The sequence below is a fragment of the Pseudomonas sp. GM49 genome (assembly GCF_000282355.1).
Lineage (GTDB): Bacteria > Pseudomonadota > Gammaproteobacteria > Pseudomonadales > Pseudomonadaceae > Aquipseudomonas.
Window position 1 is genome coordinate 1 of sequence record NZ_AKJL01000300.1, and the last position, 25,308, is coordinate 25,308.

Below are 25,308 nucleotides of genomic sequence, written 5' to 3' on the forward strand. Positions count from 1 at the left end.
GCTCGGCAGCTGCTACAAAGGGTGTCGCGGCTGAAATTGCGTAACGGAACGACCGCGAGCGCGAGTAATTATCCTGAAACAATTGTGAAAATTATTTGAGTTGCCAAGGGTGGCAGGGCGCGAGCCGTGGCGGAAGCAGTGCAGACTGCTCCCGCTTGAAAGGAGGGGTCAGGCGAGTGGGGCGCGTTGCGTCACAGCCAGGGGCGGCGTCTGACCGGCTTGCAGCAGTAGCCGCAACTGCGCCAGCTCCTGTTTCAATTGATCGCGTTCGTCCTTCAACTGACGCAATTCATCGCGACGGATAGTGACGTAAAGGGTTTGTGCTGGCAGTGCGGTGTGTACTGTGCCCATTGCTCACCTCGCAAATGGCGTGTCTCAACTGTAGGTCCGCCTCGAAATCAACGGCTGATCTACTATCGGCGCCAATTTTGATTTCTTTTGCCCCCGAAGGGAACTTTTTTATTTTTCATTGTCGTTGTGTCTTCGGTTTGATTACCGACGTTATCCATCAGGATCGGGCACAATGCCCGGAAACTTCACGCCAACGCTCTGGACTAACCCCATGAGTCGCGTTGGGCTATAACCTTTGACACACTTTTATTTGTAGTAGGGAGCATCAGCACATGCAACTCGGGATTATTGGACTGGGCCGCATGGGCGGCAATATTGCGCGGCGCCTGATGCTCAACGGGCACACCACCGTTGTTTACGATCGCAATACCGCCTTTGTCGAAGCCTTGTCCGCTGAGGGTTCCACCGGCGTCACCGATCTGCCAGCGCTGGTCGCTGGCCTGGCCAAGCCGCGTGCGGTGTGGGTCATGCTGCCGGCCGGTGCGCCGACCGAAGAAACCATCGACACCCTGAGCACCTTGCTCGAACCCGGCGATACCATCATCGACGGCGGCAACACCTTCTATAAGGACGACATCCGCCGGGCGAAAACCCTGTCGGAAAAAGGCCTGCATTACATCGACGTCGGTACGTCCGGCGGCGTCTGGGGCCTGGAGCGTGGTTACTGCATGATGATCGGCGGCGATGCCGGGACCGTTAAGCGCCTCGACCCGCTGTTCGCAACCCTGGCCCCCGGAATGGGCGACATCCCGCGCACCAAGGACCGCAAGTCCGACGACGATCGTGCCGAGCGTGGCTATATTCACGCAGGTCCCGCTGGCGCCGGGCATTTCGTGAAGATGATCCACAACGGCATCGAATACGGAATGATGCAGGCCTTCGCCGAAGGCTTCGACATTCTGCAAACCAAAAACAGCGAGAGCCTGCCGCAAGACCAGCGTTTCGACCTGAACGTCGGCGACATCGCCGAAGTCTGGCGTCGTGGCAGCGTGGTGTCGTCGTGGTTGCTCGACCTGACTGCCGACGCCCTGGCCAGTGATCCGAAACTCGATGGGTATTCGGGCTCCGTGGCCGACAGCGGTGAAGGTCGCTGGACCATTGAAGCCGCAATGGAGCAAGCGGTGCCGGTGCCGGTGCTGTCGAACTCGCTGTTTTCCCGCTACCGCTCGCGTGGGCAAGGCACCTTTGGCGACAAGATTCTCTCGGCCCAGCGCTTCGGCTTCGGCGGCCACGTGGAGACCTCGAAAAAATGACCCATGCGATCCGCAGGAAATCCAAGGCTGAGCCCGCTCCACCAACGACGTTGTTTCTGTTTGGCGCCCACGGTGACCTGGTCAAGCGTCTGTTGGTGCCGGCGCTGTATAACCTCAAGCGCAATGGGTTACTCGGGGATGGACTGCGGATCATCGGCGTTGACCACAACGCCATCAGCGATGAAGGCTTTGCGCAAAAGCTCGAAGACTTCATTCGAAACGAGATGGCTGGCAAGGGTGATCACACCCTTGATCCAGCGGTCTGGTCCAGACTCGCCAAAGGCATCAGCTACGTCCAGGGCGATTTCCTGGATGACAGCACTTATCAAGCGCTGGCGGCGAAAATCGCCGACAGCGGAACCGGCAATGCGGTGTTCTACCTGGCCACCGCACCGCGTTTCTTCAGTGAGGTGGCACGCCGTCTCGGTGCCGCCGGCTTGCTGGAGGAAACCCCCGAGGCGTTCAGAAGGGTCGTGATCGAAAAGCCCTTTGGCTCTGACCTGCAAACGGCCGAAGCCTTGAACGCTTGCCTGCTCAAAGTAATGACGGAAAAGCAGATCTATCGGATCGATCATTATCTGGGCAAGGAAACCGTGCAGAACATTCTGGTCAGCCGTTTTTCCAACAGCCTGTTCGAAGCGTTCTGGAACAATCACTACATTGATCACGTGCAGATCACCGCCGCCGAAACCGTCGGCGTGGAAACCCGTGGCAGTTTTTACGAGCACACCGGAGCACTGCGGGACATGGTGCCCAATCACCTGTTCCAGTTGCTGGCGATGGTGGCGATGGAGCCTCCCGCCGCGTTTGGCGCCGATGCGGTGCGCGGCGAGAAAGCCAAGGTCGTCGGTGCGATCAGGCCCTGGACGGTCGAGGAGGCCCGCGCCAATTCGGTGCGTGGCCAATACGCCGCGGGTGAGATCGACGGCAAGGCACTGCCGGGCTATCGCCAGGAAGACAAGGTCGCAGCCGACAGCAATACCGAAACCTATGTGGCCCTCAAGGTCATGATCGATAACTGGCGCTGGGTCGGTGTGCCGTTCTACCTGCGTACCGGCAAGCGTATGAGTGTGCGTGACACCGAGATCGTGATCTGTTTCAAGCCGGCGCCCTATGCGCAATTCCGCGATACCGAGGTCGATGAGTTGCAGCCGACCTATTTGCGCATTCAGATCCAGCCCAACGAAGGCATGTGGTTCGACCTGTTGGCCAAACGGCCCGGTCAGGCCCTGAAGATGGACAACATCGAGCTGGGGTTTGCCTACAAGGACTTCTTCGAGATGCAGCCGTCCACCGGCTACGAAACCCTGATCTACGATTGCCTGACGGGCGATCAGACGTTGTTCCAGCGCGCCGACAACATCGAAAACGGCTGGCGCGCCGTGCAGCCGTTCCTGGATGCCTGGCAGCAGGATTCCAGCGTGCAGAGTTATGCCGCCGGGGAAAACGGCCCCAGGGCCGGCGAAGAATTGCTGACCCGCGACGGTCGTGTCTGGCATCGCCTCGGATAACACGGATCTCTTGTGGGAGCGAGCTTGCTCCCACAGGGTCGGTGAGTTACAGCCAGTAGCTCACTGCATACCACCCGAGCAAGCCCATCACCACGGTGTACGGCAACGCCATCCAGACCATCCGCCCATAAGACAGGCGCACCAGCGGCGCAATCGCCGAGGTCAGCAAAAACAGGAACGCCGCCTGACCATTGGGTGTCGCCACGCTCGGCAGGTTGGTGCCGGTATTGATCGCAATGGCCAGCGTCTCGAAATGCTCACGGGCCATCTCACCCGCCATGAATGCACGCTTCACTTCGGTGATGTAAATGGTTGCCACGAACACGTTGTCGCTGATGGCGGACAACAGACCGTTGGCAATGAACAGCATGCCCGGTTGTTGGTCCGCCGGCAGCGTCAGCACCCAGTGGATCAGTGGGGCGAACAGCTGTTGATCGTGAATCACCGCGACCACGGCGAAAAATACCACCAACAATGCGGTGAACGGCATGGCGTCCTTGAACGCGGTGCCGAGACGGTGTTCGTCGGTGATTCCGGTAAAGGCAGTGATCAATACGATCACCATCAAACCGATCAAGCCCACTTCGGCAATGTGAAACGCCAGCCCGGCAATCAGGATCAATGCGGCAACGCCTTGCACCAGGAGCGCTGCACGCTGGCTTGAGGTGCGCGCGGTGTTGTCTTCGGCGGCGTAGTTGGCCAGCACCGCTCGGACGTTATCCGGCAGCAACGTGCCGTATCCGAACCAGCTCAGCTTTTCCAGCAGCACGCATGTCAGCAGTCCGGCAACCAGCACCGGCAAGGATACCGGCGCAACCCTGAAAAAGAACTCGGAGAAGTGCCAGCCCATTTCATGGCCGATCAGCAAGTTCTGCGGCTCGCCGACCAATGTGCAAACGCCACCCAGCGCGGTGCCCACGGCACCATGCATCAGCAGGCTGCGCAGAAAGGCGCGGAACTGTTCGAGATCGCCATGATGCAGGGTGGGCAGATGTTTGTCGTCGCTGAACTCGCTGTCCTGGCGCGGATCGTTACCGGAGGCGACACGGTGATACACCGAGTAAAAACCCACGGCGGCACTGATGATCACGGCGGTCACGGTCAAGGCATCGAGAAACGCCGACAGAAAGGCCGACAAAAAACAGAACATCAGGGCCAGCAGGGCCTTGGAGCGAACCCCGAGCAACAAACGCGAGAACAGGTACAGCAACAAGTCCTTCATGAAGTAGATGCCGGCCACCATGAACATCAGCAGCAGGATCACCGGGAAGTTGTGCAACAACTCATCGTACAGCGCCTGGGGCGTGGTCATCTTCAGCAACAGGGCTTCAATCATCAGCAGGCCGCCGGGCATCAGCGGATAACATTTGAGCGCCATGGCCAGGGTGAAGATGAACTCCAGCACCAGCAGCCAGCCGGCCGCCACCGGGCCTGCGGTCCACAGCACCAGGGCATTGAGAATGAGGAAACCGACGATGCAGGCCTTATACCAACGGGGCGAGTGCCCGAGAAAGTTGTGCGCGAACGCCTGGGCCATTGAACCGGACATCGGCTGCTCCTTGTTTTAAGAAGCGCGCAAATTGCCGTAAGCGAGCGAGAAGATCAAGCGCAGGAAAAATACATCGGATTAGCCCAGATATCGCGCGACGACTGCCTTGTAGCTGCCATGCAACGAATAGCCGCCAGCTACGATGTTTCCATCGGCCTGCACCGCGACACAGGTGGCAGTATCCAGGCTGGGGCCGAGGCGGGTCCGCGTACAGCCGCAGCCTTTGCCAAAGTGGCGATCGGGACGGCCGTTGGGCAGGTATCGCCCCAAAATGAAGTCTGCTTCAACGCCGCCGATGGTGGCGCCCGCCGTCAGCACACGGCCATCGGGCTGTAACTGCGCGGCGTTCCACTGGCATCCGCTGTGACCGATTTTCAGTCGCTGCGGTTGTCCGCCGTTGCAATGATTGTCGGGGCGGCCGTTGCTGTGCATTTTAAATGTCAGGCAGTGCATCGGCTCGCAACTGCTGCCAAAACACAGGATGTCGCCTTCGTTTTGCTGGACCACCTGACTGACCCGGGCGCCATGCCCTTGCGCCTTGAAGGTCATGAATCCATCGACGGCAAAACGGTCGTCGAGGCGTCCGTCCGGGTGATAGCGTGCCAGCAAGCCTTCTTCAGGGAAGTTGATCGATCCACCGACCAGAATTCGGCCATCACGTTGTAGCGTCAGGCTGCTGAGCCAGGTGTTCATCAGCAGGTGCCTGACCACGACAAAGCCACGGTCATTGAACGAGTAGTCCAGCGAGCCTTCGACATCCAGCCGTATCAACATACCGGCGTGATCGGCCAGCTCGTAGTGATGGTTGGCCAGGATCAGGATTCGACCGTCCTGTTGGACGCCGATATCGCAGGCTTCGGCGCCGGGTACACCGGGGGGGAGCCAGGTATCGCGTATGCCCAGGGACAGACCGCCAGGCAATCGCACGACACAGCGACCATTATCACCAAAGCGTCGAACCAGCCGACCCTCCTGATCCAGCAATGCCAAGGCCGGGAGCGTGCGGTGCGCGTTTTCGTATTGCAGGCCGGCCAACAGGATATTGCCGTCGGGCATGACCAGAACCTTGGCACCCATGGCTTCGAACCCCGGCTCGAATTGCCCGATGACACTGCCTTGATTGCCGAATGCGAGGTCTGCGGAACCATCCCCCAGCAAACGGGCCAGACCAAAGCGGCTGCCATCGGCCATGAAGACTTTAGCGGCTACCAGCAAGCGACCCTGCGCATCGATCGCAACACCATTGGCCAGGCTGGAAAGGCTATCGGCGAAATACACCTGGGTCTTGCCATTGGCGGCAAACGTTTTATCGAGGACTCCGGCGTTGTTCCGGGTGGTGGGGTAGGCAAAAGCCGACTGGATTGACATGCGTCGCATCTCCTTGCGAGTCGTCATGATCCAGAAGTTTGGCTGGCGACTAATAAGGAAAATATTCAACCCCTGAATGAAGGGATGCACAACTCTGATAACTAACGAGCGGAGGGTCGTTGTGTGCCACAACAGTGTCTTTTCGAACCATTGGCAAGCCTGCAAAGTATCATGCGTATGCAAAGTTCGAACTGAACAGCGTCAAATAGTGCGCAGGGCCAGAAAAATTCTGCGAACTAATGACAGGAGGAGGGCGCGGATTACCCCGGAGTAATCCGCAGAACAATTAGTTTGGCATCGACCACGACTGCAGTGTGTAACCTTCCTCGCTCAATTCAGCGCGGGCCTGTTCCAGCAGCAGTTCGAGTTGTGCGGGATCGGAGTAAGCGCTGCTTGGGATCTGCTTGCGGCCAATGCGGGTGCTGGTGCGGTCGATAACGGTCAGGCTGAGTTCGCCATTACCGTCTTGTGGTGCCCAGGCCACGCATTTGAATGGTTTAAATGCGCGGTCGGCAATCAGCAGTGCTTCGTTGATACGGAGCGGGGCGTTCATGGGGGTCTTCCTCTGCATGCCCAATCAAGTGATGTGCCGATGGTTGGGCTTACCGTTCGGCTGGTTACTTGTACTGATGCCCGCAACCGGGGTTCGGGTCACACACAATCAAAAGAAATTTCCACTTTATTTCAGATGCTAAGGAATGAGCCTGACATTGAAAGCTGAATGAAAGGAAAGAGTCGTTAGGTAACTAACAAAATCGCAGCTTATAACTGGTTGTATGACGTCCCTATAGTTAAACGGTACAAGGACCTGTCAAATTCTTGCTAATGTTACAGTCGGGTCCGCCAAATGACTGTTTTTAATAAATTTTCATAAATTTGGCGCCAAGGAATAGTCATGAACGATGCGCCTGCTCTACGACGTCTATTAGTGGTGGACCCCTGTGACGATTGCTATCGTCTGCTCCCTGGATTGCGCTCTATCGGTTGGGACGTTGACAGCTGCACACTGGAGAACGCCACTGACCGAACCTGTGACGTGGGTTTGTTACGCTTGCAGCCCTTTCACCTCGAGCACCCGGACGCTGTCAAAGAACTGATCAGCCGCAGCGGCACCGAGTGGATAGCCGTACTCAATCAGGATGTGCTGCGACTGCAAAATGTCGGCGACTTCGTCTGTGAGTGGTTTTTTGACTTTCATACCTTGCCATTCGATGTGTCCCGGGTTCAGGTAACACTGGGCCGGGCGTTTGGCATGGCGCGGTTGCGCGGGCAGGGTACGGTCCATGTTGACCAGCCCGAGCACGAATTGCTGGGTGACAGCAAACCTATCCGTGAACTGCGAAAGCTGTTGAGCAAACTGGCTCCGACCGAATCTGCGGTGTTGATTCGGGGTGAAAGCGGCACTGGCAAGGAACTGGTCGCCCGGACCCTGCATCGTCTGTCCCAGCGTCACAGCAAGCCCTTTATTGCGATCAATTGTGGTGCGATTCCCGAACATTTGATCCAGTCCGAGCTGTTTGGCCATGAAAAAGGCGCATTTACCGGCGCGCACCAACGCAAGGTCGGACGGATAGAAGCCGCCAACGGTGGCACTCTGTTTCTCGACGAGATCGGTGACCTGCCACTGGAGTTGCAGGCCAACCTGCTGCGGTTCCTCCAGGAAAAACACATCGAGCGGGTGGGCGGCAGTCAGCCGATTCCGGTGGATGTGCGGGTTCTGGCGGCGACGAACGTCGACCTTGAAGCCGCCATCGAGAAGAAACGCTTTCGCGAAGACTTGTATTACCGCTTGAACGTACTGCAAGTGGCGACCGTTCCGCTGCGCGAGCGCCATGGCGATCTGGCGACGCTGGCCAACCACTTCTCCCATTTCTACAGCCGTGAAACCGGGCGCCGCCCACGCAGTTTCAGCGAAGACGCGTTGATTGCCATGGGCAAACACGACTGGCCAGGCAATGTCCGCGAACTGGCCAACCGCGTTCGTCGCGGGTTGGTGTTGGCCGAAGGCCGGCAGATCGAGGCCCGTGATCTGGGGTTGATCAGTCAGCATTCAATCTCCGCGCCGATGGGCACCCTTGAAGAATACAAATCCCGGGCCGAACGCCAGGCATTGTGCGATGTATTGAACCGCCACAGCGATAACCTGAGTGTCGCCGCCAAAGTATTGGGTGTGTCGCGACCGACCTTCTACCGGTTGTTGCACAAGCATCAGATTCGTTGAATTCCTGCTTCAAACAAAAAGACCGCTGCAATGGAAATTGCGGGCGCGGCGCGCTTGAGTCCATCGCCAGCAATCGAGCGTCGACCGGCTGCTCCTACAGGCGCGGTCTCTTGTGGGAGCTGGCTTGCCTGCGATGGTCGTTAACGATAACGCGTGTGAACTGGATGAACGCGGCACATTCGAGTCTATCGCCAGCAGGCTTGCTCCTACAGTTTCCCGGAGTTGCGTGAATAACCTGTTTTGTTCGGGTCAGAAGTAGTAAGGGAATTTCAGGCTGAACTGGAAGTCGGGGGCATCGTCTGTCATGCCGATGGACAGGTTGGGGACGATGGTCAGGCTGTCGGTGGCCGCAATGGTCATGCCGATGTTGAAGTAACCGGCGTTGGCATCGCTGGAAACCACCGATTGCCAATCCCCGCCATCTTCCTTGAGCTTGCTTTTGCGTTGCACCAGGTCGGAGACCGAGAACGACATACTCATCTTTTCGTTCAGGGCGAACGCAATACCGGCACCAATCTGGAAGCTGTCGCCAATGCGTACTTTGCCCGGTGTCTTGACCGCCGGGTTGGAACTGATGTCGTCGAAAGACTCTTCCAGGTTGTGCGTGTAGGACAGGCTGCCGAACAGCACTGCCGGATCGAAGGTCTTGACCAGAGATATCCCCGGCGTAATCGACCAGACGCCGTTACCGGTAGGCAAGGATTCCGGCACGGCCAGGTTGGAGTTGTTGTCCACCCGAACCAGCTTGATGCCGAACGGATCTTTGCCAGTCGGCGCCTTGACGCGCAAGGTCACCACGGCATCCGGCGTGTTGGCCGACTCGTCGAGGAATTTGTAGGCGATACCGAAGTTGACGTCGCCTATGGCCGGGGATTCCTTGACGGTGTCTTCGGTGGTGACGTTGGCGGCGCCGTTATTGCCGCCACCGGACTGGTACGTGGACTGACGGTAGACCACCGGCACGTTCAGGTCGAACTGCCAGCGATTGTTGAAGTTGTAGCGGCCGGTGAGGTCCAGTGTCCAGGTGTCGGCCTTGATCCGGTCCAGGTTGATAGCACCGAGAAAGATCGAGTCCAGGGCGAGAAAGCCGTTGAGGACCAGTTGGCGGGTATCGTATCGGGAGTAGGTTATCCCGGTTTCGAAGCTGAACTTGCCACCGCCGAAGAACCCGCTGGCCTCGTCATACAGGTTTGAAACGCTTTGCGCCGGTTGTGAGTCATCGGTCAGCGATTGTCCATAAGAGCTACCGCTGCCCCCGGCGGCCCCCCCTGAAGCCGCCGCGGCACCGGTGCCGGTGGCGACGTTGGGATTGCCCTTCAGGTCCGCTGGCGACTTGGCCAGGCGTTTGGGAGGGGGAGAAGCGGGCTGTTCTTCGACCTGGCGAACCCGTTGCTCGAGAACCGCCATGGCTTTTTGCTGGACTTCGTATCGTTGTTTCAACTCCAGAAGTTCTTGTTTGAGAGCCTCTAATTCCGGGTCAGGTGCTGCCTGCACCATCGCCACCGGGAGTAGAGAGCACAAGCATATGACTGCACGCAGTGATACCGATCGGTACATGAAAAAGCCGTCCATTTGTGCCCAATGGTCGTGTCTCAGCGTAGCTCAATACCCCAAGGTCCGTAATGCAGCGAGTTGGTTCAGGTTGTAGCCCAATGCACCAGCACTCGGGCCTTTATTGTCGAGCACCACGTTGAGTCGAGTCATGTTGTTGACCACATTGCTGTTGCCCAGCAACCGGGTGTCTTGCCGTAACCCGCCTTGGGCGATTTGTTGCAGGCTTGAGCCCTGGTTGTTGTTGGCGGTGATGGCCACCTGCACGCCACCGCCGGTCGCGGACACAGCGACACTGCCTGCACCATTGCTGCCGGTGATGGTTTGACCGGCTATCAGCGCCTGGCCCCTTCTCGGCACCGGCGCAGGGGCCGTGCTGGCCTCTTTCACGTTGATGGCGATCTTGTTGTTTGAGCTGTTGCCATCGCCGGCGGCCCGTGTGACCTGGGTGATGCCCTGAGAGGTGCTCAGTCCGGCGCCACCCGTTACATTACCGGTGCCCGAGCCGGTGCCCGAACGGGTGCCCGAACCGGTACCCGAGTTGGGCGAACCGCCTTTACCGCTGTGTTCGATGGTTGAAACATAGAACTCGGGCTTGACCGTTTCGGCTTGAAGTCGCATCGAGGTGGATGCCCCGATCAGATCACCACTGGCGTTGCGCCAGGTACTGCTCATGACAACACCGAAGCTGATGATCCGCCCCGGCATCACATACCGGCCACGCAACTCGGCCAGTTCCTGGTCCTTGATTTCGATGGGTCTGAACTCATCAGCAAAACCTGAAGTGGTCGCTGCCAGACAGGCAGTGACCACCCAATACGAGGTTTTCATTTGCTGCTCCCGGAGCATCCTGCCCCCTGTCATCTTATTGGCGATTAAAAGAAGTCGCTCTGTATGAAACCAAAATCCATCAATTCGGCATCTTTGACCGGGTTGAAGTTATCCAGCTTGTTCTTTGCTGTCAGCGGTTGCGGTGGACTGCGTAACGCATTGGTCTTTTCGTAACCGGGACCGACGATAGCGAAGATAATGCCATTCCAGCCTTTGACAAAGTCATCATGGGAGTAGCGTTTGTGACCGAGCACCGGGTCGCCGATGTAGACCCAGTTCTTGTCCGCCCGCTGCAACACCACGAAGTGCTTGTAGCCGCGAATTTCCATCAGTACCACCACCGGAATCGTCACTGCATCGAGTCTTTCCGGCGGGATCTTGTACCCCCGGGCGCGCATGCCGATGCTTTCTATGTAGCGCTTCATGTCCAGCATGGAAAAACCCTGGGTACGAACCAGATCCTGGTCGGCGAAGACCAGCATGCCTTTGATGATGTGCTCCTCATCGACGTCGAGCCAATAGGCCTGGCGCAGTATCGTTGCCAGCGCGGCGGCGCCGCAGCTGAAATCGGTTTTTTGTTCGACGATGTCGCTGAACTTGCGCTCACGCAAACTCTGTACGTGTTTGTACACCAGCACACCACCCGGCAGGGCGGCAACCGGCATCTGTGCAGCCTGGGTCAGGCCAGACAGGCAGAGCAGGGCGAAAAGGGCAGTCTTACGCATCATCGATACGCCTTGTGACTGTGGAACAGCCTCATCGGCAGGACTTTCATGGCGGTCGCGATTATGGGCATGATTTACAACCTGCGGAGATGGACAGCGAGTTGCTTTGCTGGTTGCCGACGCCGGACGATACGTTGGCTCCGCCGTTGCCGGAGAAGTTGTTCATCGAGCCCGTGATCGAAGCATTGTTGGTTACAGGAGGCCTCCAGCCTTCTGGCGTCATCACTTGTTGGGTGGTTATGCCGGACAGACCGAGTACACCCAAGGGTACGAAATCAGTCCTGGCGTTGTTGGTGACGTTCAGCCCGGTCGTGCTTTGGTTGGCCGCCGCCGCGGCTACTGCGACACGGCCACCCGATACGGCAATCGCCAGGTTGTTTTTCTGTTGGTTGAAGTCGCCGGTGGTCACGTTGATGCCGATGTTGCCGGAACCGCTGTTGCCAGCGTTATTGAGCGTTGTGTTGTTGGTGTTGGAGTGGTTCCTGGCGGTGTTGCCTGTGCTCTTCTGAGTCGCGCTGGAGACGGCGACCGCGCTGCCGAAGATGAAGGCTTCGTCAGCCGTGGCAAGGGCGGCGGCGTTGTCTTGCTGGTTGCCGTTACCGGCTGCAACGTTGGCGCCCATGTTGCCGTTGGAGTTGTTCAGGGAGTTATCGATTTTAGCGTCGTTTTTGGTGCCCCGATTCACTACCCTGCTGTCACTGCTTTCCTGCGAGTCCAGCACGGCGGCCCCGGCGCCTGCGGTAATCTGCAGAATTTGTTCCAGCGTCGGGCCATTAGGCTGTTGGTTGCTGCCCTGTCCATTGCCTTGCGCGGGATCATCAACACCGGCTGCCTGGGCTGCGAATGCCATCACTGCTGCCAGGGCGAAAGCCAGTGGTTTGAGGGCAGTTGTCGGGTTCATGGTGCTTCTCCGGGCTCATTGGTTGGTCAAGTGTTGGTACGTCCCTAATCGCACTGTATCGGGGTCAATCAGAGACCCGGATGCTCAGGGTGTTAGCCATTCGGTTCCCCACCCCGGCACTCTGGTTCACCTGGATCACGCCCCGGCTGCCGGTGAAGGCCTGGTCGCTTGTCACGACCTGGCGACTGCCGTTTGGGGTGCCAGTTGCTCCCGAGTTCGGTAACAACGCCACGTTCTGTTGAGAAAGGGCACTATCGTCAACGGCTTGCGGTGCAGCGCTGATGCTGATGCGCATGACGTTGGCCATCTGGTTGTTCGCCCCGGCACCCTGGTTCACGCCCAGTACGCCGGTGCCATTACTGAAGGAGGTGCCGCCGATATTGGCCGTCGCATCCATCGACGGACTGGCGGGCGTGGTGATGCTCTGCCTGACGCTGGTGGTCGCACTGGCTTGGGTACCAATGGCGATCGCGCGGACGTTGGCCTGCTGCTGTTGATCACCCGCCGCCTGGTTGACGCTGAAGTTGCCTCGGTATTGAGTACCGGAATCCAGGAAGGTGGCGTTGTTCACCGAACTGACGCCCGAATCGGCCATCACGCTGGTACTGTCGAGCAGGGCAAGTAACAGGGCAGGTAACAGGAAGGAACGATCCATTTCACTGGCCTCCCGCCATTCTGCCCAGTGAGCCCAGGCCGCTGCTCATGGCGCGATTGATGGTTCCGGAAATGGCGCCGCCACTGCCGCCACCGTGGCCGACAGACATGCCAGGCAAACCGTTGGGGTTGGTGATGACATTCATGCCTTGCATGCCGCCCGGGTTTTGCCCGAAGCTGTTGTGAGGGATCGTTCCGGTGGTTACCCCGGCGATATCGGCGTCGCTGAGTTCGCCGGTGACGCGGGCAGAAGGGTTGGCATTGATGGTGGCCGGGTTCGGATCCCTGCCGCCGCTACGACCGATGAGAGTTGGGTGAACGGTACGATCAAGCACGATGACACCGTTGCCTTCGGCATGAACGTTGAAACTGAGAACAGTGCCAGCAGCGCTCGCGATCAGCAGGAGGCACATCAAGCCTTTTTTTTTGAATATCTCCACGACATTCATACCTTCATTTGTAAGCTGGCCCCGGTCAGCTGTGTGAGGGATAGAGCGAAAGCTGTGCCGGCTTTTGAATAACGAGTTGATTCAATGGTTTACAGACTTGGTTCGGGAACCCTTTGCCGAGGATGTATCAACGGTGAGACTAAACCCTGCGCAGGCAGCCCGTAATTGCGGGCCAACCCCTCTGGAACAAGGGTTCTAGCGTTGTTGTAACAATGCCTTAACACATCCTGTGAGCAAACGATGAAGGGCGTTGAAATGGGCCGTCTCAGGCAGGGAGAGTGTTTCAGGATCGGACACTTCCCCCCCAAAAAAGCAGGGTGAGGATGGGGAAATTGCCCCAAACGCCGGTCAGGCGTCGAGCAGTCGGGTCACGGCGTTCAGTGCCTGGAATCGGCGCTCTGCCCAATCTCCGTACAGCACTTGAACCGGTTGGGCGTGGCGCTCAAGCCAGGCCAGGGTCTGGTCGAAAAATGCCTGGCGCTCACTCAATCGGGGCTGGCAACGCTGGCCATCATCCGTCCATACGACGTGCTCCGGCGACAGCAGCAGGTGCAAGTCGTAATGCCGGGCCAGTAGTGCTTGTTCAATCCAGGCCGGGCATTCGCCAAACAAGGTCTGGCTCCAGAGGATGTTGCTCAGCAGGTGCGTGTCGAGGATGAGCAACGACGGTTGTTGCGCCCGCGCTTCGTCTTCCCATGCCAATTGACCGCGGGCGATCTCCGGAATGTCGGCCAAGGTGGTGTCCCGCGGATTCTGCTCAATGAACCAGCGTACATACTCGTCGACCAGAATCCCGCCGAAACGCTGTTGCAACTCGGCCGCCAGCCAGCTTTTACCGCTGGATTCCGGGCCTGTGAGTACCAGGGCTTTCATGCGTGCAATGCCGGATCGGCGCGCCATTCGCGCCAGCCCTGCACCGCAATAACGGTGAACAACCCGTACAGGGTGGCGGTCAGGTACAGATCTTTGTAGATGAACAACCCGACGAAAATCACATCCAGGGCAATCCACAACGGCCAGCACTGGACACGTTTTTGCGCCATCCAGACCTGCGCCACCAGGCTGAACCCGGTCAGCGCCGCATCGAGCCAGGGTTGCGCAGCGTCGGTCCAGTGAGCCATGGCCGCCCCCAGCAACAGACTGCCGAGTGCACCAATGGCAAGGCTCAAGGCCACAGACCGGGTATCGAGCCGACTGACTTCGCGGCCATGGGTGGTTTCGCCAAACTGCGTCCACTGCCACCAGCCGTAAAGCTGCAAGGCGGCATAGACGACTTGCAGCAGCATGTCCGAATACAGCTTTACCTCAAAAAAAATCCAGCTGTAAAGCAGCACCATGACCAGGCCGATGGGCCAGCACCAGGGATTCTGTTTGACCGTCAGCCAGACGGCAATGACACCGAGGGCGGCGGCAAACAGTTCAAGCCCGGACATGGAGATTCCTTGGGGAAATAGAAGAAGGGGCGGATTGTAACCGGATTGGCGTCAGGAATCCTGTGGCGAGAGGGCGTGCCCCGATAACGCGGCAGCGCCAATCCGACTTGTCTGATAGGATTTCGGCCCCGTACGGATAAACCCGAATCAGGGTTGTTTTTTCACAGGATTTTTACGGTTCTGTGGTAATCCTTGATGCGCGGGGCTTCAGCTACGCTGATCGCGATGAAAGCTTTTGAAAAATACTAACGGGGCATGCCGGTGCGCATAGCCTTTTGGGGGATTGATGGATTTTTGGACCGCCTTTCAGGCATTGATTCTTGGGGTTGTAGAAGGGCTGACCGAGTTCCTGCCCATTTCCAGTACCGGCCACCAGATCATCGTGGCCGACTTGCTCGGCTTCGGGGGCGAGCGGGCGATGGCGTTCAACATCATTATTCAGTTGGGTGCAATCCTGGCGGTGGTGTGGGAGTTTCGACGCAAGATCTTCGACGTGGTCATCGGTCTGCCGACCCAGCCGGGCGCTCGGCGGTTTACCGCGAACCTGTTGATCGCGTTCTTGCCGGCCGTGGTGTTGGGCGTCATCTTCGCCGACCTGATCCACAAGTACCTGTTCAATCCGATCACGGTGGCAACGGCGCTGGTCGTGGGTGGGTTCATCATGTTGTGGGCCGAGCGGCGTCAGCATGAAGTACACGCCGAAACGGTGGATGACATCACCTGGAAAGATGCACTGAAAGTCGGCTTCGCCCAATGCCTGGCCATGATTCCTGGCACTTCGCGTTCGGGCTCGACGATCATCGGCGGGTTACTGTTCGGCCTGTCGCGCAAGACCGCTACCGAGTTCTCGTTCTTCCTGGCGATGCCCACCATGGTCGGCGCGGCGGTGTACTCGGGCTATAAATACCGTCACCTGTTTGTCCCGGCGGATTTCCCGGTGTTCGCGATCGGCTTCGTCACGGCGTTCGTCTTCGCGATGATCGCGGTCCGCGGGCTGCTCAAGTTCATCGCCAACCACAGCTATGCGGCGTTTGCCTGGTATCGCATTGTGTTCGGCCTGATCATCCTGGCGACCTGGCAATTCGGCTGGGTCGACTGGAGTGCGGTCAAGCCGTGAGTGACTCAAGCTCGCGCAATAACCCCGGGCGTCAGTCCGGGGGACAGGTTCGCCATTCACGGCTGAAGTGGCTGGTGTTTGCAATCCTGTGCGCGTTGCCGCTGTCGGGTTCGGTGTCGTTGTGGCTGCACGGGGTGTCGCTGATTCCCCTGGCGGCCTACGGCATTGTCAGCGTCGTGACGTTTTTTCTGTACTGGAGTGACAAGCGCAAGGCGCGCGCCAATCAATGGCGGACACCGGAGAATGTCCTGCATGCGCTGGAATTCGCCGCAGGCTGGCCCGGTGCGTTGCTGGCACAGCAAGTGTTCCGGCACAAAACGCGCAAAGTCTCGTTCCAGTTGGTGTTCTGGATCATCGTGCTGTTGCATCAGGTGTTCTGGATCGACCACCTGTTCCTCGGCGCACACCTGTTCGCCTTGTTCTAATAAAGAAGGCCCTATAGCAACAGGCCGACTTGAGTGCGCCTTGGCAGTTTGCTCACCACCAACTGGTGGGAACGCTGCAGCAATCCCTGTAGTTCTTCGCCACCGAGCGGGTAGGGCGTTTCCATGATGATCCACTGGGCGCGCGCCAGATAAGGCGCGGGATGAATCCCGGGACGGTCGCAATGGCCGAGAAACAGATCCTTGTCGACCTTGAAGGCCAGGGAGTCACCCCGTAGTCCCTGCAAGGCGAACATCTTGTTCCCGGCAATCGAAAACACCCGTACGCCTCCCCACTTATAGTCTTCCCGCGCTCCAGGCAGGGCGAGGCAAAATTTCGCGACATCCTCTTCGCTCATCCGTCCAGCTCTCATATCAATCGTTCCCCACAGGCATTGAATGATTCGACCAGATGGTCAATCCAGGCGCGTACCGCCGGCATCACCCCGCGTCGATGAGGATAGACCGCTTGCAACCAGCCACCGGGCAATGACCACTCGGGCAACAGCTGCACCAGTGAGCCGTTTTCCAGCTCCTGTTCGCAATACATCATGGGCAGCATCGTAAAGCCCAGGCCTGAAAGGGTGCTGGCCTTGCGCACGATAAAGTCATCGATGCCCAGCCGGGCCTCGAGCGCGAGCTCACAAACTTTGCCTTTTTGATCCAGCATGCGGATGTGCACCATGCGGTCGGCTTCCAGGGCGCCGAGCACCGGCAGGCTTTTCAGATCCTCGGGATGGTTGATCTCACGGCCAACGAGGAAACCGGGGCTGGCGACCATCAGCATTTGCGCTTGACGCAGGCGGCGGGTGACCAGCAGCGGGTCTTCGTCGCCCAGTTCCCGCACACGCAGGGCCACGTCAATGCCTTCGTTCACCAGGTCGACCCGCCGGTTGAGCAACATGATCTCCAGCTGGACTTGCGGAAACCGTTCCAGAAAGTCGCTAATCACCCCCGGCAACATTTCGTGGGCCAGCCCAACCGGGCAGGACACCCGTAATCGCCCACGGGGCTCGCTGGACATGCTGGCCACGGCCTCGTCGGCCATTTCCGCCTCCAACAGCATCGCCTGGCAGTGCCTGAGGTAGCGCTCACCCACGGCGGTCAGTTTCAACTGTCGGGTCGTGCGTTGCAGCAATCGTGCGCCAAGGCGTTCTTCCAGTTCGGCGATGCGGCGCGACAGTCGTGACTTGGGGATGCCCAGCAAGCGCCCGGCCGCCGCGAAACCACCGGCTTCCACGACTTTGGCGAAGTAATACAGATCATTGAGGTCTTGCATGATGTGAACTCGATTGTTCTATCTGTGAGACGAACTATCGCATTGTTGCCGTCTAATCAGCTATTGGTTTCGTCTGTAGGATTAGTCCCATCAGATCGCCCTTGTGGGCGATCCTCACCTGGAGATCCCACATGAAACTGCTGCATATCGATTCGAGCATTTTGGGCGACAACTCGGCTTCCCGTCAGCTGAGCGGCGAAGTCGTCAAAGCCTGGCAAGCCGCCGAGCCAACCGCCGTGGTGACCTACCGCGACCTGGCCGCCGACGCGATCAGCCACTTCTCCGCCACCACTCTGGTCGCCGCCGGTACCACCGCTGAACTGCGCAATGCCGCACAACAGCACGAAGCCGAACTGAGTGCCTCGACCCTGGCCGAATTCCTGGCCGCCGATGCCGTGGTGATTGCCGCACCGATGTACAACTTCACCATCCCGACTCAATTGAAGGCGTGGATCGACCGCATCGCCGTAGCCGGTCAGACCTTCCGTTACACCGAAGCCGGCCCTGAAGGCCTGTGCGGTGGCAAGAAAGTCGTGATCGTCTCGACTTCCGGCGGCATGCATGCCGGTCAGGCCACCGGTGTTGCCCACGAAGAATATTTGAAGCTGCTGTTCGGTTTCATCGGCGTCACCGACATCGAAATCGTCCGCGCCGAAGGCCTGGCTTACGGTGACGACGTTCGCAACAAAGCCATGAGCGCTGCTCACGCGCAAATCAGCGATCAGTTGTTCGCCGCAGCGTAAGGCTTGCGTAAAAGTAGGCAACCGTTCAGGTAAAGCCCGAAAAACTCTGTAATCTGGTTACGCAAGTACCAGTTACGGAGTTTTTTGTTTCTGGTCGTTTCAGATTGTGGCCCGACTTATGCAGTCCAGGGCGTACGTCTCAAGTCCGGTAACAAGGTGGGGCATCCCATGATGCGTCTTTGTGCAACTTTACTGTTTTGCCTGCTCAGCAGCCTGAATACAGTGCACGCCGCGCCTGCACCGCATCCTCACTGGAGCGTCGGCTTCCATGAGATGACTTTTCTAGATCCACTGGACCTGCAGCCGATGCGCGCCATCGCCTTCTATCCGTCCAGTGACTGGGAGCACACCAGTAAACTCGAGGGTTACACCGTCGAAGCCGGAGAGGACACCAAAGTCGCCATTGGCCGGTTCCCGATGCTGATGCTGTCCCACGGAAACACCGGTACCCCGCTGGCCCTGCACGACCTTGCCACGTCGTTGGCGCGCAAAGGCTTTGTCGTGGTGGCCGTGATTCACCCCGGTGACAACTCCAGGGACCACAGCCGCCTCGGTACTTTGAGTAACCTGTACGGCCGGCCGATCCAGATTTCCGAAGCCATCACCGCCACTTTGGGCGACCGTATGCTGTCGCCGTTCGTCAATGCCGACCAGGTGGGGGTCATCGGTTATTCGGCCGGTGGCGAGACTGCATTGATTCTGTCTGGTGCGACCCCGGACCTGGATCGCCTGCGCCGTTATTGCCAGGAGCGTCCAGATGACCGCGATGCCTGCAACACCCAGGGCGAATTGATTGTCGATCGCGACGACCTGCAACCGGTAGCTGACCCTCGCGTTCACGCCTTAATGCTGATGGCGCCGTTGAGCCTGAAGTTCGGCCGCCACACTCTGGCCGATGTGCATGTGCCGGTGCTGCTATACAGCGGCGATGGCGACAAACTGGTGGCTTTCGACAAGAACGCCGCGGCACTGGCACGCAAACTGCCGACGGCGCCTGACTTCAAGTTACTGGCCGGGGCAGGCCACTTTGTGTTCATGGCGCCGTGCAACGACGAGCAGATCGTAATCATGCCCGCGCTGTGCACCGATGCCGATGGTGTCGATCGGCAAGATATACACCGCAATCTGATTTCCGAGGCTGGAAGTTTCTTCTCGCGCACCCTGGGCAGGGCGACCCGGGCCGGGATGCAGACTGCCGATCAGTAAACGTGTGATCGGCGATCGCTGCCTTCAATGACTTATCGGCGAACCATCTTTCCAGGCTTTAATTCGGGAAGATGGTTCGCGAACCGGTTTAAAAACAATGACACTGATTTTTTAAAATACTGGAGAGTGCCCGCGCTAAGCAGGCACACACTATGGAAATGGCTTCTGATTTACCGGGCGGTCAGACCTATACCGCAGTGCTCGTCTTGTTTGTAATTGAATGTGATGCCTTACTGTTCGCGAAGTTTTCTGTCGGGTTTTTCAGGTGTTGGGCGTTGCTCTTCAGTTGCTCGATACTGAACGGGCAGCACTCGTCGCCTATTTCGCCAATGTCATAACACACACCGTTATGGCAGATTTGCTGCATTGTATCTTCGGCATGTGCATTGGAGTAAAGAGCAATCAGCAATGGCGGAACGAGAAGGGGTAGCGATAATAGACGCATATTGATTTTCCTGTTTTTATAATCCAAGTTAGTTCAGCACATGCGATTCTGCCTCCATCAATAATTTAAACAACGATAGCACTTTGAATTAATCTGTTCGGAGTGTTTCATCTTTGTTGTAAATTGAAATGCATTGGGTGTTGTTTCTTTTGGATATGTTTTTAATTCGTTGCGTGCGCGGATTTACGTGCCAGCAATAAAGTCAGGCCAAGGCCCGTCACCGACAACACTGCCGCACTGAAGAAAATCCACGCATAACCGAGGTTCAACGCTACTGCGCCCATCAACGGGCCGGCGATGGCCAGCGCCAGGTCGAAAAACACCGCGTAAGCACTCAAGCCCGCGCCCCGGCTGGAATCAGGCACCTGTTTGATAGCCTCGACACCCAGTGCCGGGTAAACCAGGGACAGGCCAAATCCGGTCAGGCCGGCGCCAATGAGCGCATACCCGGTCGACGGTGCGAGCCACAGCAGTACCAGTCCAACTGTCTCAATGCACATGCAGGCAATGGCCGACGTGAACCCGCCGAATCGGCTGATGGCGGAGATGAACAGCAGCCGCGACAGAATGAAACATACCCCGAATACGGTCAGGCAGTAGGCCGCGCCGGTCCAGCCGCGATTGACGTAATACAAGGTGATAAAGGTCGTCAGGGTGCCGTAGCCAATGGAAGCCAGGCTCAGACTCGCGCCGAACGGCGCTATGCGCCCAAACACCGCCCAGAATGGCAGACGCTCACCGCGCACCACGGGAACCGAGGGCTTGTTGCGAATCAGTAACAGTGCGGCCAGGGCCAGCAGCGAAAGGGCGGTGCCCAGGCTGGCGAAACCGAGTTGTTGCACCATCACCACGCCCAGCGGTGCACCGATGGCAATCGCACCATAGGACGCGATGCCGTTCCAGGAAATCGACCGCGCGGTGTGCTCAACGCCCACCTGGCCCATGCACCAACTGATGGTGCCGACGCCGATCAACCCTTGGGCGATCCCCAGCAACAGGCGCCCGGCGATCAAAATCAGCAGGCTGAGCAAGGGAAAGCCTTGCAACAGGGTCGATAGCAAAGTCAGCACGCCACTGAGCACAATCCCGGACAAGCCATAGATGATTGCGCGCTTGGTGCCAACGCTGTCGGACATTCGTCCGGCCATGGGCCGGCTGAGCAGGGTGGCGAGGTATTGCGAGCCGATGGTCAGCCCGGCCACGATGGCGCTGAACCCGAGCTGCTCGTGGACATAACCCGGTAATACCGCAATCGGCAAGCCAATGCAGAGGAAGGCAATGAAGGTATAGAAAACGATGGAGACGATCTGCAGGGTGATCGCCATGGAGCTTTGCGGAGCAACTTGCTGCACAGACATGACGGCTCGTTCGCGGGCGGCGGTGGGAGAGCTGCATCATGGCGCGGCGTTGCGATAAAAGAAAGCAGGCTAACTATATTTCGTGGGCTGCCTTGCTGGCTGTAGGAGCGAGCTTGCTCGCGAAAAACGTCCGGATAACGAGTTCATTCAGGTTGCACGCGTTATCGTTGTCGTCCATCGCGAGCAAGCTCGCTCCTACAAGTGCAGCGAGGTAGTTTTAGAACACCACACCCTGGCTACGCAGGTAGTCGTCGTAGGTGCCGCTGAAGTCGGTCACGCCGTTAGGGCTCAACTCGATGATGCGGGTCGCCAGGGACGATACGAACTCTCGGTCGTGGCTGACGAAGATCAGCGTGCCCGGGTAGTTTTCCAGCGCCAGGTTCAGCGCCTCGATGGATTCCATGTCCAGGTGGTTGGTCGGTTCGTCCATCACCAGTACGTTCGGCTTTTGCAGGATCAGCTTGCCGAACAGCATGCGGCCTTGCTCACCACCGGAGATGACCTTGACCGACTTGAGGATCTCGTCGTTGGAGAACAGCATGCGACCCAGGGTGCCGCGAATGATCTGCTCGCCTTGAGTCCACTGGCCCATCCAGTCGAACAGGCTGACGTCGTCTTCGAAGTCATGGGCGTGGTCCTGAGCGTAGTAGCCCAGCTCCGCGCTTTCGGTCCATTTCACGGAACCGGCGTCCGGGGTCAGCTCGCCCATCAGGGTGCGCAGCAGGGTGGTCTTGCCGATACCGTTCGGGCCGATGATCGCCACGCGCTCGCCGGCTTCGACGGTGAAGCTGAAGTTCTTGAAAAGGGTCTTGCCATCAAAGCCCTTGGACATCTGTTCGATGGTCACGGCCTGGCGGTGCAGTTTCTTGGTCTGTTCGAAGCGGATGAACGGACTCACGCGGCTCGATGGCTTGACTTCGGCCAGCTGGATCTTGTCGATCTGCTTGGCGCGGGAGGTGGCCTGCTTGGCTTTCGAGGCGTTGGCCGAGAAGCGGCTGACGAACGTTTGCAGTTCGGCAATCTGGGCTTTCTTCTTGGCGTTGTCCGACAGCAGTTGCTCGCGGGACTGGGTCGCGGCAGTCATGTACTCGTCGTAGTTGCCCGGGAACAGGCGCAGCTCGCCGTAGTCCAGGTCGGCCATGTGGGTGCAGACGCTGTTGAGGAAGTGACGGTCGTGGGAAATGATAATCATGGTGCTGTTACGCACGGTGAGAATCGATTCCAGCCAGCGGATGGTGTTGATGTCCAGGTGGTTGGTCGGTTCGTCGAGCAACAGTACTTCCGGATCGGAAAACAGTGCCTGAGCCAGCAATACACGCAGTTTCCAGCCTGGAGCGACTTCGGACATCGGGCCGAAATGCTGTTCCAGTGGAATACCCAGGCCCAGCAGCAGCTCACCGGCGCGGGATTCGGCGGTGTAGCCGTCCATTTCGGCGAATTCGGTTTCCAGCTCGGCCACGGCCATGCCGTCTGCTTCGCTCATTTCCGGCAGCGAATAGATGCGGTCGCGCTCGGCCTTGACCTTCCACAGCTCTTCGTGACCCATGATCACGGTATCGATCACGGTGAATTCTTCGTAGGCGAACTGGTCCTGGCGCAATTTACCCAGACGCACGTTCGGCTCCAGCATGACCTGGCCGCCGGACGGCTCGAGGTCACCGCCGAGGATCTTCATGAAGGTCGACTTGCCGCAACCGTTGGCACCGATCAGACCATAACGGTTGCCACCGTTGAACTTGACCGAAACGTTTTCGAAGAGCGGCTTGGCGCCGAACTGCATCGTGATGTTAGCTGTAGAAATCAAAGGTTTTTCCTGCGAAGCATTCAGAGTAGCTAGGGTTGCGGCAGTACCGGTTCAGTACCCGTTTCCACTGTTCGGACCCGGGACATTCATCCCGATCAACAGTGGAAGATCCATCTGGCATCAAGTGGACAGCAGCATGTGGCGCGCCTGGCCCGAGTCAATATGCGCTGAAAGGGGATTTTCCCGCTCTCAACCTGGGGGCGCGTAAAGTTTGGCTGCGATTGTACTGGTCTGGCTCTTTAAACGATAGGGCGTTGAGGTCTGCGCAACGCATTGGCAGTTTTCACGGACGCATTTTCACCGTTACAGGTTAACTATTGGTTACAAACTATGGCTAAAATGCCGTCCATCAGATGAATGCCGACCATCAGCGTGGCTCGATGGCACCACAGGGCCACTGTTTCGTATTCAGTCGCTGCACAAGACCCGGGGACCGGCATGCCGGTAAAGGGCGCAGTGTGTTTACTTCTGACGTGTGACGATTTCCGTGAAACTGATCATTGCCATTATCTACGTTGTCTCTATTGCGTACGTCCATCTGCGTGGTCAAGTGCGCCATAAGCCGGGTCGCCAGTTGAGTGATCACTCGACGTTTCTGGCACCGATCAACTGCTTTCTTTATCTGTTTTCGAAAATCCCAAACAGACCGTACCTCGACCCGGCCGACTTCCCCGACCTGAGTCCGCTGCAGGCGCACTGGGAAGAAATTCGTGCCGAAGGCCTGCATTTGCTTCATGCCGGCGAGATCAAGCGTTCGAACCAATACGACGACGTCGGTTTCAACTCGTTTTTCAAGACCGGCTGGAAGCGCTTTTACCTCAAGTGGTACGGCGATAGCCATCCGTCGGCCATGAAGCTTTGCCCACGGACCACCAAACTGGTACAAGGCATTGGCTCGATCAAGGCGGCGATGTTCGCCGAGTTGCCACCGGGCTCCAGACTGGTGCGCCATCGCGACCCGTACGCCGGTTCGTACCGCTATCACCTGGGTCTGCAAACCCCCAACGCTGCCGGTTGCTACATCAACGTCGATGGCCAGAACTACCATTGGCGCGATGGCGAAGCGGTGATGTTCGATGAGACCTACATTCATTACGCAGAAAACACCACGCCGCATAATCGCATCATCTTGTTCTGCGACGTCGAGCGGCCGATGAAGTACCGGTGGGCAGCGGCATTCAATCGCTGGTTCAGTCGCAATGTCATGTCGGCGGCAGGTGCGCCGAACGAGGCGGGCGACAGGACCGGCGGGCTCAACCGGCTGTTCGGCAAGATCTACAAGGTTCGCCTGCGCGCCAAGCAACTGAAAAAGCGCAACCGCAAGCTTTACTACCTCGAAAAATGGTCGATCTTCGTCGGTTTGCTGGTGGTCTTCATTCTGCTCTGATTTTTTGCTGTAGCGTACCAGGCCTTCGCGAGCAGGCCGGATCAACGTCGTGTTACATCTTGCCGGGGAGGTTTTAGTTAACAAATCTGAACCCCGGGCGTAGCGTGGTATCGAAGTCCTTATCCACGTGACGTAGAGAGGCACGCCATGAACCGATACGTGTTTGGCGCCATTGTGCTGGCCTTGAGTGCCATGCTGGGTCCTCTGGCCCAGGCCGCTGCCCCTGCTTCGTTGCAATTGGCCCAGAACCTGCCAGGCAGCACCAACAATAACCCTTACAGCAGCCCGATCAACCGGGCCAATCCCAACAGCATGCAAGGCACCCGACCCAGTGCCCCGGCGATTCGTGGGCCCAATACCGTGCCGGTCCCGCGCCCGCCGACACTGGAAAACGGCGGCATCGGTAATCGCTATCCCGAACGGAGCGCTCCCGCCAGCCCACCGACATTCATTCCCAATCCTCCCCCACGAGACGCCGGCACCGGTAACCGTTGAGCGGCAGGCATGACATCTGCCAGCCATGTTCCTCAGACAAGGAATCCCGCATGTTGCGCAAAGACTTGTTGGCAACCCTCTGTGCCAGCATATTGATCACCGCCACTGTCCCCGCGCTTGCCGCGCCCGGCCAGACGATGAAAAGCGAAGAAGGCACCCTGGAGGTCACCCCCATCGTGACGGGGCTGGAGCACCCCTGGGCCCTGGCATTCTTGCCGGATCGTAAAAGCATGCTGGTGACCGAACGACCCGGCA

Annotated in this window: 25 protein-coding genes and 1 pseudogene; 10 read left to right on the plus strand and 16 right to left on the minus strand. The window is 58.3% G+C overall.

Features of this window, described 5'->3' with window-relative positions:
- Positions 1-168: 168 nt before the first annotated feature.
- Positions 169-351, minus strand: coding sequence for a DUF6026 family protein (locus PMI29_RS03185; protein WP_008003340.1), 183 nt, complete (start codon positions 349-351; stop codon positions 169-171).
- A 272-nt stretch (positions 352-623) separates the two neighbouring features.
- Here PMI29_RS03185 and gnd point away from each other — a divergent pair, with 272 nt between their 5' ends.
- Positions 624-1,604, plus strand: coding sequence for a phosphogluconate dehydrogenase (NAD(+)-dependent, decarboxylating) (gene gnd / locus PMI29_RS03180; RefSeq protein ID WP_008003342.1), 981 nt, complete (start codon positions 624-626; stop codon positions 1,602-1,604).
- Positions 1,601-3,115, plus strand: a complete 1,515-nt coding sequence (gene zwf, locus PMI29_RS03175) for a glucose-6-phosphate dehydrogenase (protein WP_008003345.1) — start codon at positions 1,601-1,603, stop codon at positions 3,113-3,115. Before gnd ends, zwf begins: the two co-directional genes overlap by 4 nt.
- 46 nt (positions 3,116-3,161) lie before the next feature.
- Here zwf and nhaB read toward each other — a convergent pair whose 3' ends face one another.
- The 3 genes from nhaB to PMI29_RS03160 form a co-directional block, all read right to left on the minus strand.
- Positions 3,162-4,664 carry a sodium/proton antiporter NhaB gene (nhaB, locus tag PMI29_RS03170; protein ID WP_008003348.1) on the minus strand — a complete coding sequence of 501 codons (1,503 nt, stop codon included), beginning with the start codon at positions 4,662-4,664 and terminating at the stop codon, positions 3,162-3,164.
- A gap of 78 nt (positions 4,665-4,742) precedes the next feature.
- Positions 4,743-6,032, minus strand: a complete 1,290-nt coding sequence (locus PMI29_RS03165) for a hypothetical protein (RefSeq protein WP_008003350.1) — start codon at positions 6,030-6,032, stop codon at positions 4,743-4,745.
- A gap of 286 nt (positions 6,033-6,318) precedes the next feature.
- Positions 6,319-6,585, minus strand: coding sequence for a hypothetical protein (locus PMI29_RS03160; RefSeq protein ID WP_008003352.1), 267 nt, complete (start codon positions 6,583-6,585; stop codon positions 6,319-6,321).
- 342 nt (positions 6,586-6,927) lie between these two features.
- On the opposite strand from PMI29_RS03160, the gene PMI29_RS03155 reads away from it, so the two are divergent.
- On the plus strand, positions 6,928-8,253 hold the full coding sequence (locus PMI29_RS03155; protein ID WP_008003354.1) for a sigma-54 dependent transcriptional regulator: 1,326 nt from the start codon (positions 6,928-6,930) through the stop codon (positions 8,251-8,253).
- 249 nt (positions 8,254-8,502) lie between these two features.
- Here the strand turns inward: PMI29_RS03155 and PMI29_RS03150 are convergent, their stop codons facing one another.
- The 8 genes from PMI29_RS03150 to pnuC all read right to left on the minus strand — a co-directional run bounded on the left by PMI29_RS03150 (position 8,503) and on the right by pnuC (position 14,797).
- Positions 8,503-9,810 (minus strand): transporter, encoded by a 1,308-nt coding sequence (locus tag PMI29_RS03150; protein ID WP_008003356.1) that lies wholly within the window; start codon positions 9,808-9,810, stop codon positions 8,503-8,505.
- A gap of 45 nt (positions 9,811-9,855) precedes the next feature.
- On the minus strand, positions 9,856-10,653 hold the full coding sequence (locus PMI29_RS03145) for a hypothetical protein (protein WP_008003358.1): 798 nt from the start codon (positions 10,651-10,653) through the stop codon (positions 9,856-9,858).
- A gap of 26 nt (positions 10,654-10,679) precedes the next feature.
- Positions 10,680-11,360 carry a C39 family peptidase gene (locus PMI29_RS03140; protein ID WP_033052721.1) on the minus strand — a complete coding sequence of 227 codons (681 nt, stop codon included), beginning with the start codon at positions 11,358-11,360 and terminating at the stop codon, positions 10,680-10,682.
- Positions 11,361-11,421: 61 nt separating this feature from the next.
- A complete protein-coding gene (locus tag PMI29_RS03135) occupies positions 11,422-12,261 on the minus strand; it encodes a hypothetical protein (protein WP_008003362.1) in 840 nt (279 codons plus the stop codon).
- A gap of 64 nt (positions 12,262-12,325) precedes the next feature.
- A complete protein-coding gene (locus PMI29_RS03130; protein WP_008003364.1) occupies positions 12,326-12,916 on the minus strand; it encodes a hypothetical protein in 591 nt (196 codons plus the stop codon).
- Position 12,917: 1 nt separating this feature from the next.
- Positions 12,918-13,364, minus strand: coding sequence for a hypothetical protein (locus tag PMI29_RS03125; protein ID WP_008003366.1), 447 nt, complete (start codon positions 13,362-13,364; stop codon positions 12,918-12,920).
- 348 nt (positions 13,365-13,712) lie between these two features.
- Entirely contained in the window at positions 13,713-14,237 is a 525-nt protein-coding gene (locus PMI29_RS03120) for an AAA family ATPase (RefSeq protein ID WP_008003375.1), read from the minus strand.
- Positions 14,234-14,797 carry a nicotinamide riboside transporter PnuC gene (gene pnuC / locus PMI29_RS03115; protein ID WP_008003377.1) on the minus strand — a complete coding sequence of 188 codons (564 nt, stop codon included), beginning with the start codon at positions 14,795-14,797 and terminating at the stop codon, positions 14,234-14,236. The genes PMI29_RS03120 and pnuC overlap by 4 nt, the downstream gene beginning before the upstream one ends.
- A 286-nt stretch (positions 14,798-15,083) precedes the next feature.
- Between pnuC and PMI29_RS03110 the strand changes: the two genes are divergently transcribed.
- Positions 15,084-15,914 carry an undecaprenyl-diphosphate phosphatase gene (locus PMI29_RS03110; RefSeq protein ID WP_008003379.1) on the plus strand — a complete coding sequence of 277 codons (831 nt, stop codon included), beginning with the start codon at positions 15,084-15,086 and terminating at the stop codon, positions 15,912-15,914.
- Positions 15,911-16,339, plus strand: a complete 429-nt coding sequence (locus tag PMI29_RS03105) for a DUF1294 domain-containing protein (protein ID WP_008003381.1) — start codon at positions 15,911-15,913, stop codon at positions 16,337-16,339. The genes PMI29_RS03110 and PMI29_RS03105 overlap by 4 nt, the downstream gene beginning before the upstream one ends.
- An 11-nt stretch (positions 16,340-16,350) precedes the next feature.
- On the opposite strand, the gene PMI29_RS03100 is transcribed toward PMI29_RS03105, so the two are convergent.
- A complete protein-coding gene (locus tag PMI29_RS03100; RefSeq protein ID WP_033052719.1) occupies positions 16,351-16,710 on the minus strand; it encodes an MmcQ/YjbR family DNA-binding protein in 360 nt (119 codons plus the stop codon).
- Positions 16,707-17,615 carry a LysR substrate-binding domain-containing protein gene (locus tag PMI29_RS03095; RefSeq protein ID WP_008003386.1) on the minus strand — a complete coding sequence of 303 codons (909 nt, stop codon included), beginning with the start codon at positions 17,613-17,615 and terminating at the stop codon, positions 16,707-16,709. The genes PMI29_RS03100 and PMI29_RS03095 overlap by 4 nt, the downstream gene beginning before the upstream one ends.
- Positions 17,616-17,746: 131 nt before the next feature.
- Between PMI29_RS03095 and PMI29_RS03090 the strand changes: the two genes are divergently transcribed.
- A complete protein-coding gene (locus PMI29_RS03090) occupies positions 17,747-18,358 on the plus strand; it encodes an FMN-dependent NADH-azoreductase (protein ID WP_008003388.1) in 612 nt (203 codons plus the stop codon).
- A 168-nt stretch (positions 18,359-18,526) separates the two neighbouring features.
- Positions 18,527-19,564 carry an alpha/beta hydrolase family protein gene (locus tag PMI29_RS03085; RefSeq protein WP_008003389.1) on the plus strand — a complete coding sequence of 346 codons (1,038 nt, stop codon included), beginning with the start codon at positions 18,527-18,529 and terminating at the stop codon, positions 19,562-19,564.
- 606 nt (positions 19,565-20,170) lie between these two features.
- On the opposite strand, the gene PMI29_RS03075 is transcribed toward PMI29_RS03085, so the two are convergent.
- Positions 20,171-21,367 (minus strand): MFS transporter, encoded by a 1,197-nt coding sequence (locus PMI29_RS03075; protein ID WP_008003391.1) that lies wholly within the window; start codon positions 21,365-21,367, stop codon positions 20,171-20,173.
- A gap of 217 nt (positions 21,368-21,584) precedes the next feature.
- On the minus strand, positions 21,585-23,171 hold the full coding sequence (locus PMI29_RS03070) for an ABC-F family ATPase (protein ID WP_033052720.1): 1,587 nt from the start codon (positions 23,169-23,171) through the stop codon (positions 21,585-21,587).
- A gap of 487 nt (positions 23,172-23,658) precedes the next feature.
- On the opposite strand from PMI29_RS03070, the gene lpxO reads away from it, so the two are divergent.
- The 3 genes and pseudogenes from lpxO to PMI29_RS03055 all read left to right on the plus strand — a co-directional run.
- Positions 23,659-24,558, plus strand: a complete 900-nt coding sequence (gene lpxO, locus PMI29_RS03065) for a lipid A hydroxylase LpxO (RefSeq protein ID WP_008003394.1) — start codon at positions 23,659-23,661, stop codon at positions 24,556-24,558.
- A 147-nt stretch (positions 24,559-24,705) separates the two neighbouring features.
- Positions 24,706-25,053 (plus strand): hypothetical protein, encoded by a 348-nt coding sequence (locus PMI29_RS03060; RefSeq protein ID WP_008003396.1) that lies wholly within the window; start codon positions 24,706-24,708, stop codon positions 25,051-25,053.
- 50 nt (positions 25,054-25,103) lie between these two features.
- Positions 25,104-25,308, plus strand: a pseudogene (locus PMI29_RS03055) (PQQ-dependent sugar dehydrogenase); the annotation flags it as partial.

Bases quoted from the DNA above. Each gene is read 5' to 3' on its own strand.
- PMI29_RS03185 (WP_008003340.1), bottom strand. From the start codon at position 351: ATGGGCACAGTACACACCGCACTGCCAGCACAAACCCTTTACGTCACT.
- gnd (WP_008003342.1), top strand. From the start codon at position 624: ATGCAACTCGGGATTATTGGACTGGGCCGCATGGGCGGCAATATTGCG.
- zwf (WP_008003345.1), top strand. From the start codon at position 1,601: ATGACCCATGCGATCCGCAGGAAATCCAAGGCTGAGCCCGCTCCACCA.
- nhaB (WP_008003348.1), bottom strand. From the start codon at position 4,664: ATGTCCGGTTCAATGGCCCAGGCGTTCGCGCACAACTTTCTCGGGCAC.
- PMI29_RS03165 (WP_008003350.1), bottom strand. From the start codon at position 6,032: ATGTCAATCCAGTCGGCTTTTGCCTACCCCACCACCCGGAACAACGCC.
- PMI29_RS03160 (WP_008003352.1), bottom strand. From the start codon at position 6,585: ATGAACGCCCCGCTCCGTATCAACGAAGCACTGCTGATTGCCGACCGC.
- PMI29_RS03155 (WP_008003354.1), top strand. From the start codon at position 6,928: ATGAACGATGCGCCTGCTCTACGACGTCTATTAGTGGTGGACCCCTGT.
- PMI29_RS03150 (WP_008003356.1), bottom strand. From the start codon at position 9,810: ATGTACCGATCGGTATCACTGCGTGCAGTCATATGCTTGTGCTCTCTA.
- PMI29_RS03145 (WP_008003358.1), bottom strand. From the start codon at position 10,653: ATGCTCCGGGAGCAGCAAATGAAAACCTCGTATTGGGTGGTCACTGCC.
- PMI29_RS03140 (WP_033052721.1), bottom strand. From the start codon at position 11,360: ATGCGTAAGACTGCCCTTTTCGCCCTGCTCTGCCTGTCTGGCCTGACC.
- PMI29_RS03135 (WP_008003362.1), bottom strand. From the start codon at position 12,261: ATGAACCCGACAACTGCCCTCAAACCACTGGCTTTCGCCCTGGCAGCA.
- PMI29_RS03130 (WP_008003364.1), bottom strand. From the start codon at position 12,916: ATGGATCGTTCCTTCCTGTTACCTGCCCTGTTACTTGCCCTGCTCGAC.
- PMI29_RS03125 (WP_008003366.1), bottom strand. From the start codon at position 13,364: ATGAATGTCGTGGAGATATTCAAAAAAAAAGGCTTGATGTGCCTCCTG.
- PMI29_RS03120 (WP_008003375.1), bottom strand. From the start codon at position 14,237: ATGAAAGCCCTGGTACTCACAGGCCCGGAATCCAGCGGTAAAAGCTGG.
- pnuC (WP_008003377.1), bottom strand. From the start codon at position 14,797: ATGTCCGGGCTTGAACTGTTTGCCGCCGCCCTCGGTGTCATTGCCGTC.
- PMI29_RS03110 (WP_008003379.1), top strand. From the start codon at position 15,084: ATGGATTTTTGGACCGCCTTTCAGGCATTGATTCTTGGGGTTGTAGAA.
- PMI29_RS03100 (WP_033052719.1), bottom strand. From the start codon at position 16,710: ATGAGAGCTGGACGGATGAGCGAAGAGGATGTCGCGAAATTTTGCCTC.
- PMI29_RS03095 (WP_008003386.1), bottom strand. From the start codon at position 17,615: ATGCAAGACCTCAATGATCTGTATTACTTCGCCAAAGTCGTGGAAGCC.
- PMI29_RS03090 (WP_008003388.1), top strand. From the start codon at position 17,747: ATGAAACTGCTGCATATCGATTCGAGCATTTTGGGCGACAACTCGGCT.
- PMI29_RS03085 (WP_008003389.1), top strand. From the start codon at position 18,527: ATGATGCGTCTTTGTGCAACTTTACTGTTTTGCCTGCTCAGCAGCCTG.
- PMI29_RS03075 (WP_008003391.1), bottom strand. From the start codon at position 21,367: ATGTCTGTGCAGCAAGTTGCTCCGCAAAGCTCCATGGCGATCACCCTG.
- PMI29_RS03060 (WP_008003396.1), top strand. From the start codon at position 24,706: ATGAACCGATACGTGTTTGGCGCCATTGTGCTGGCCTTGAGTGCCATG.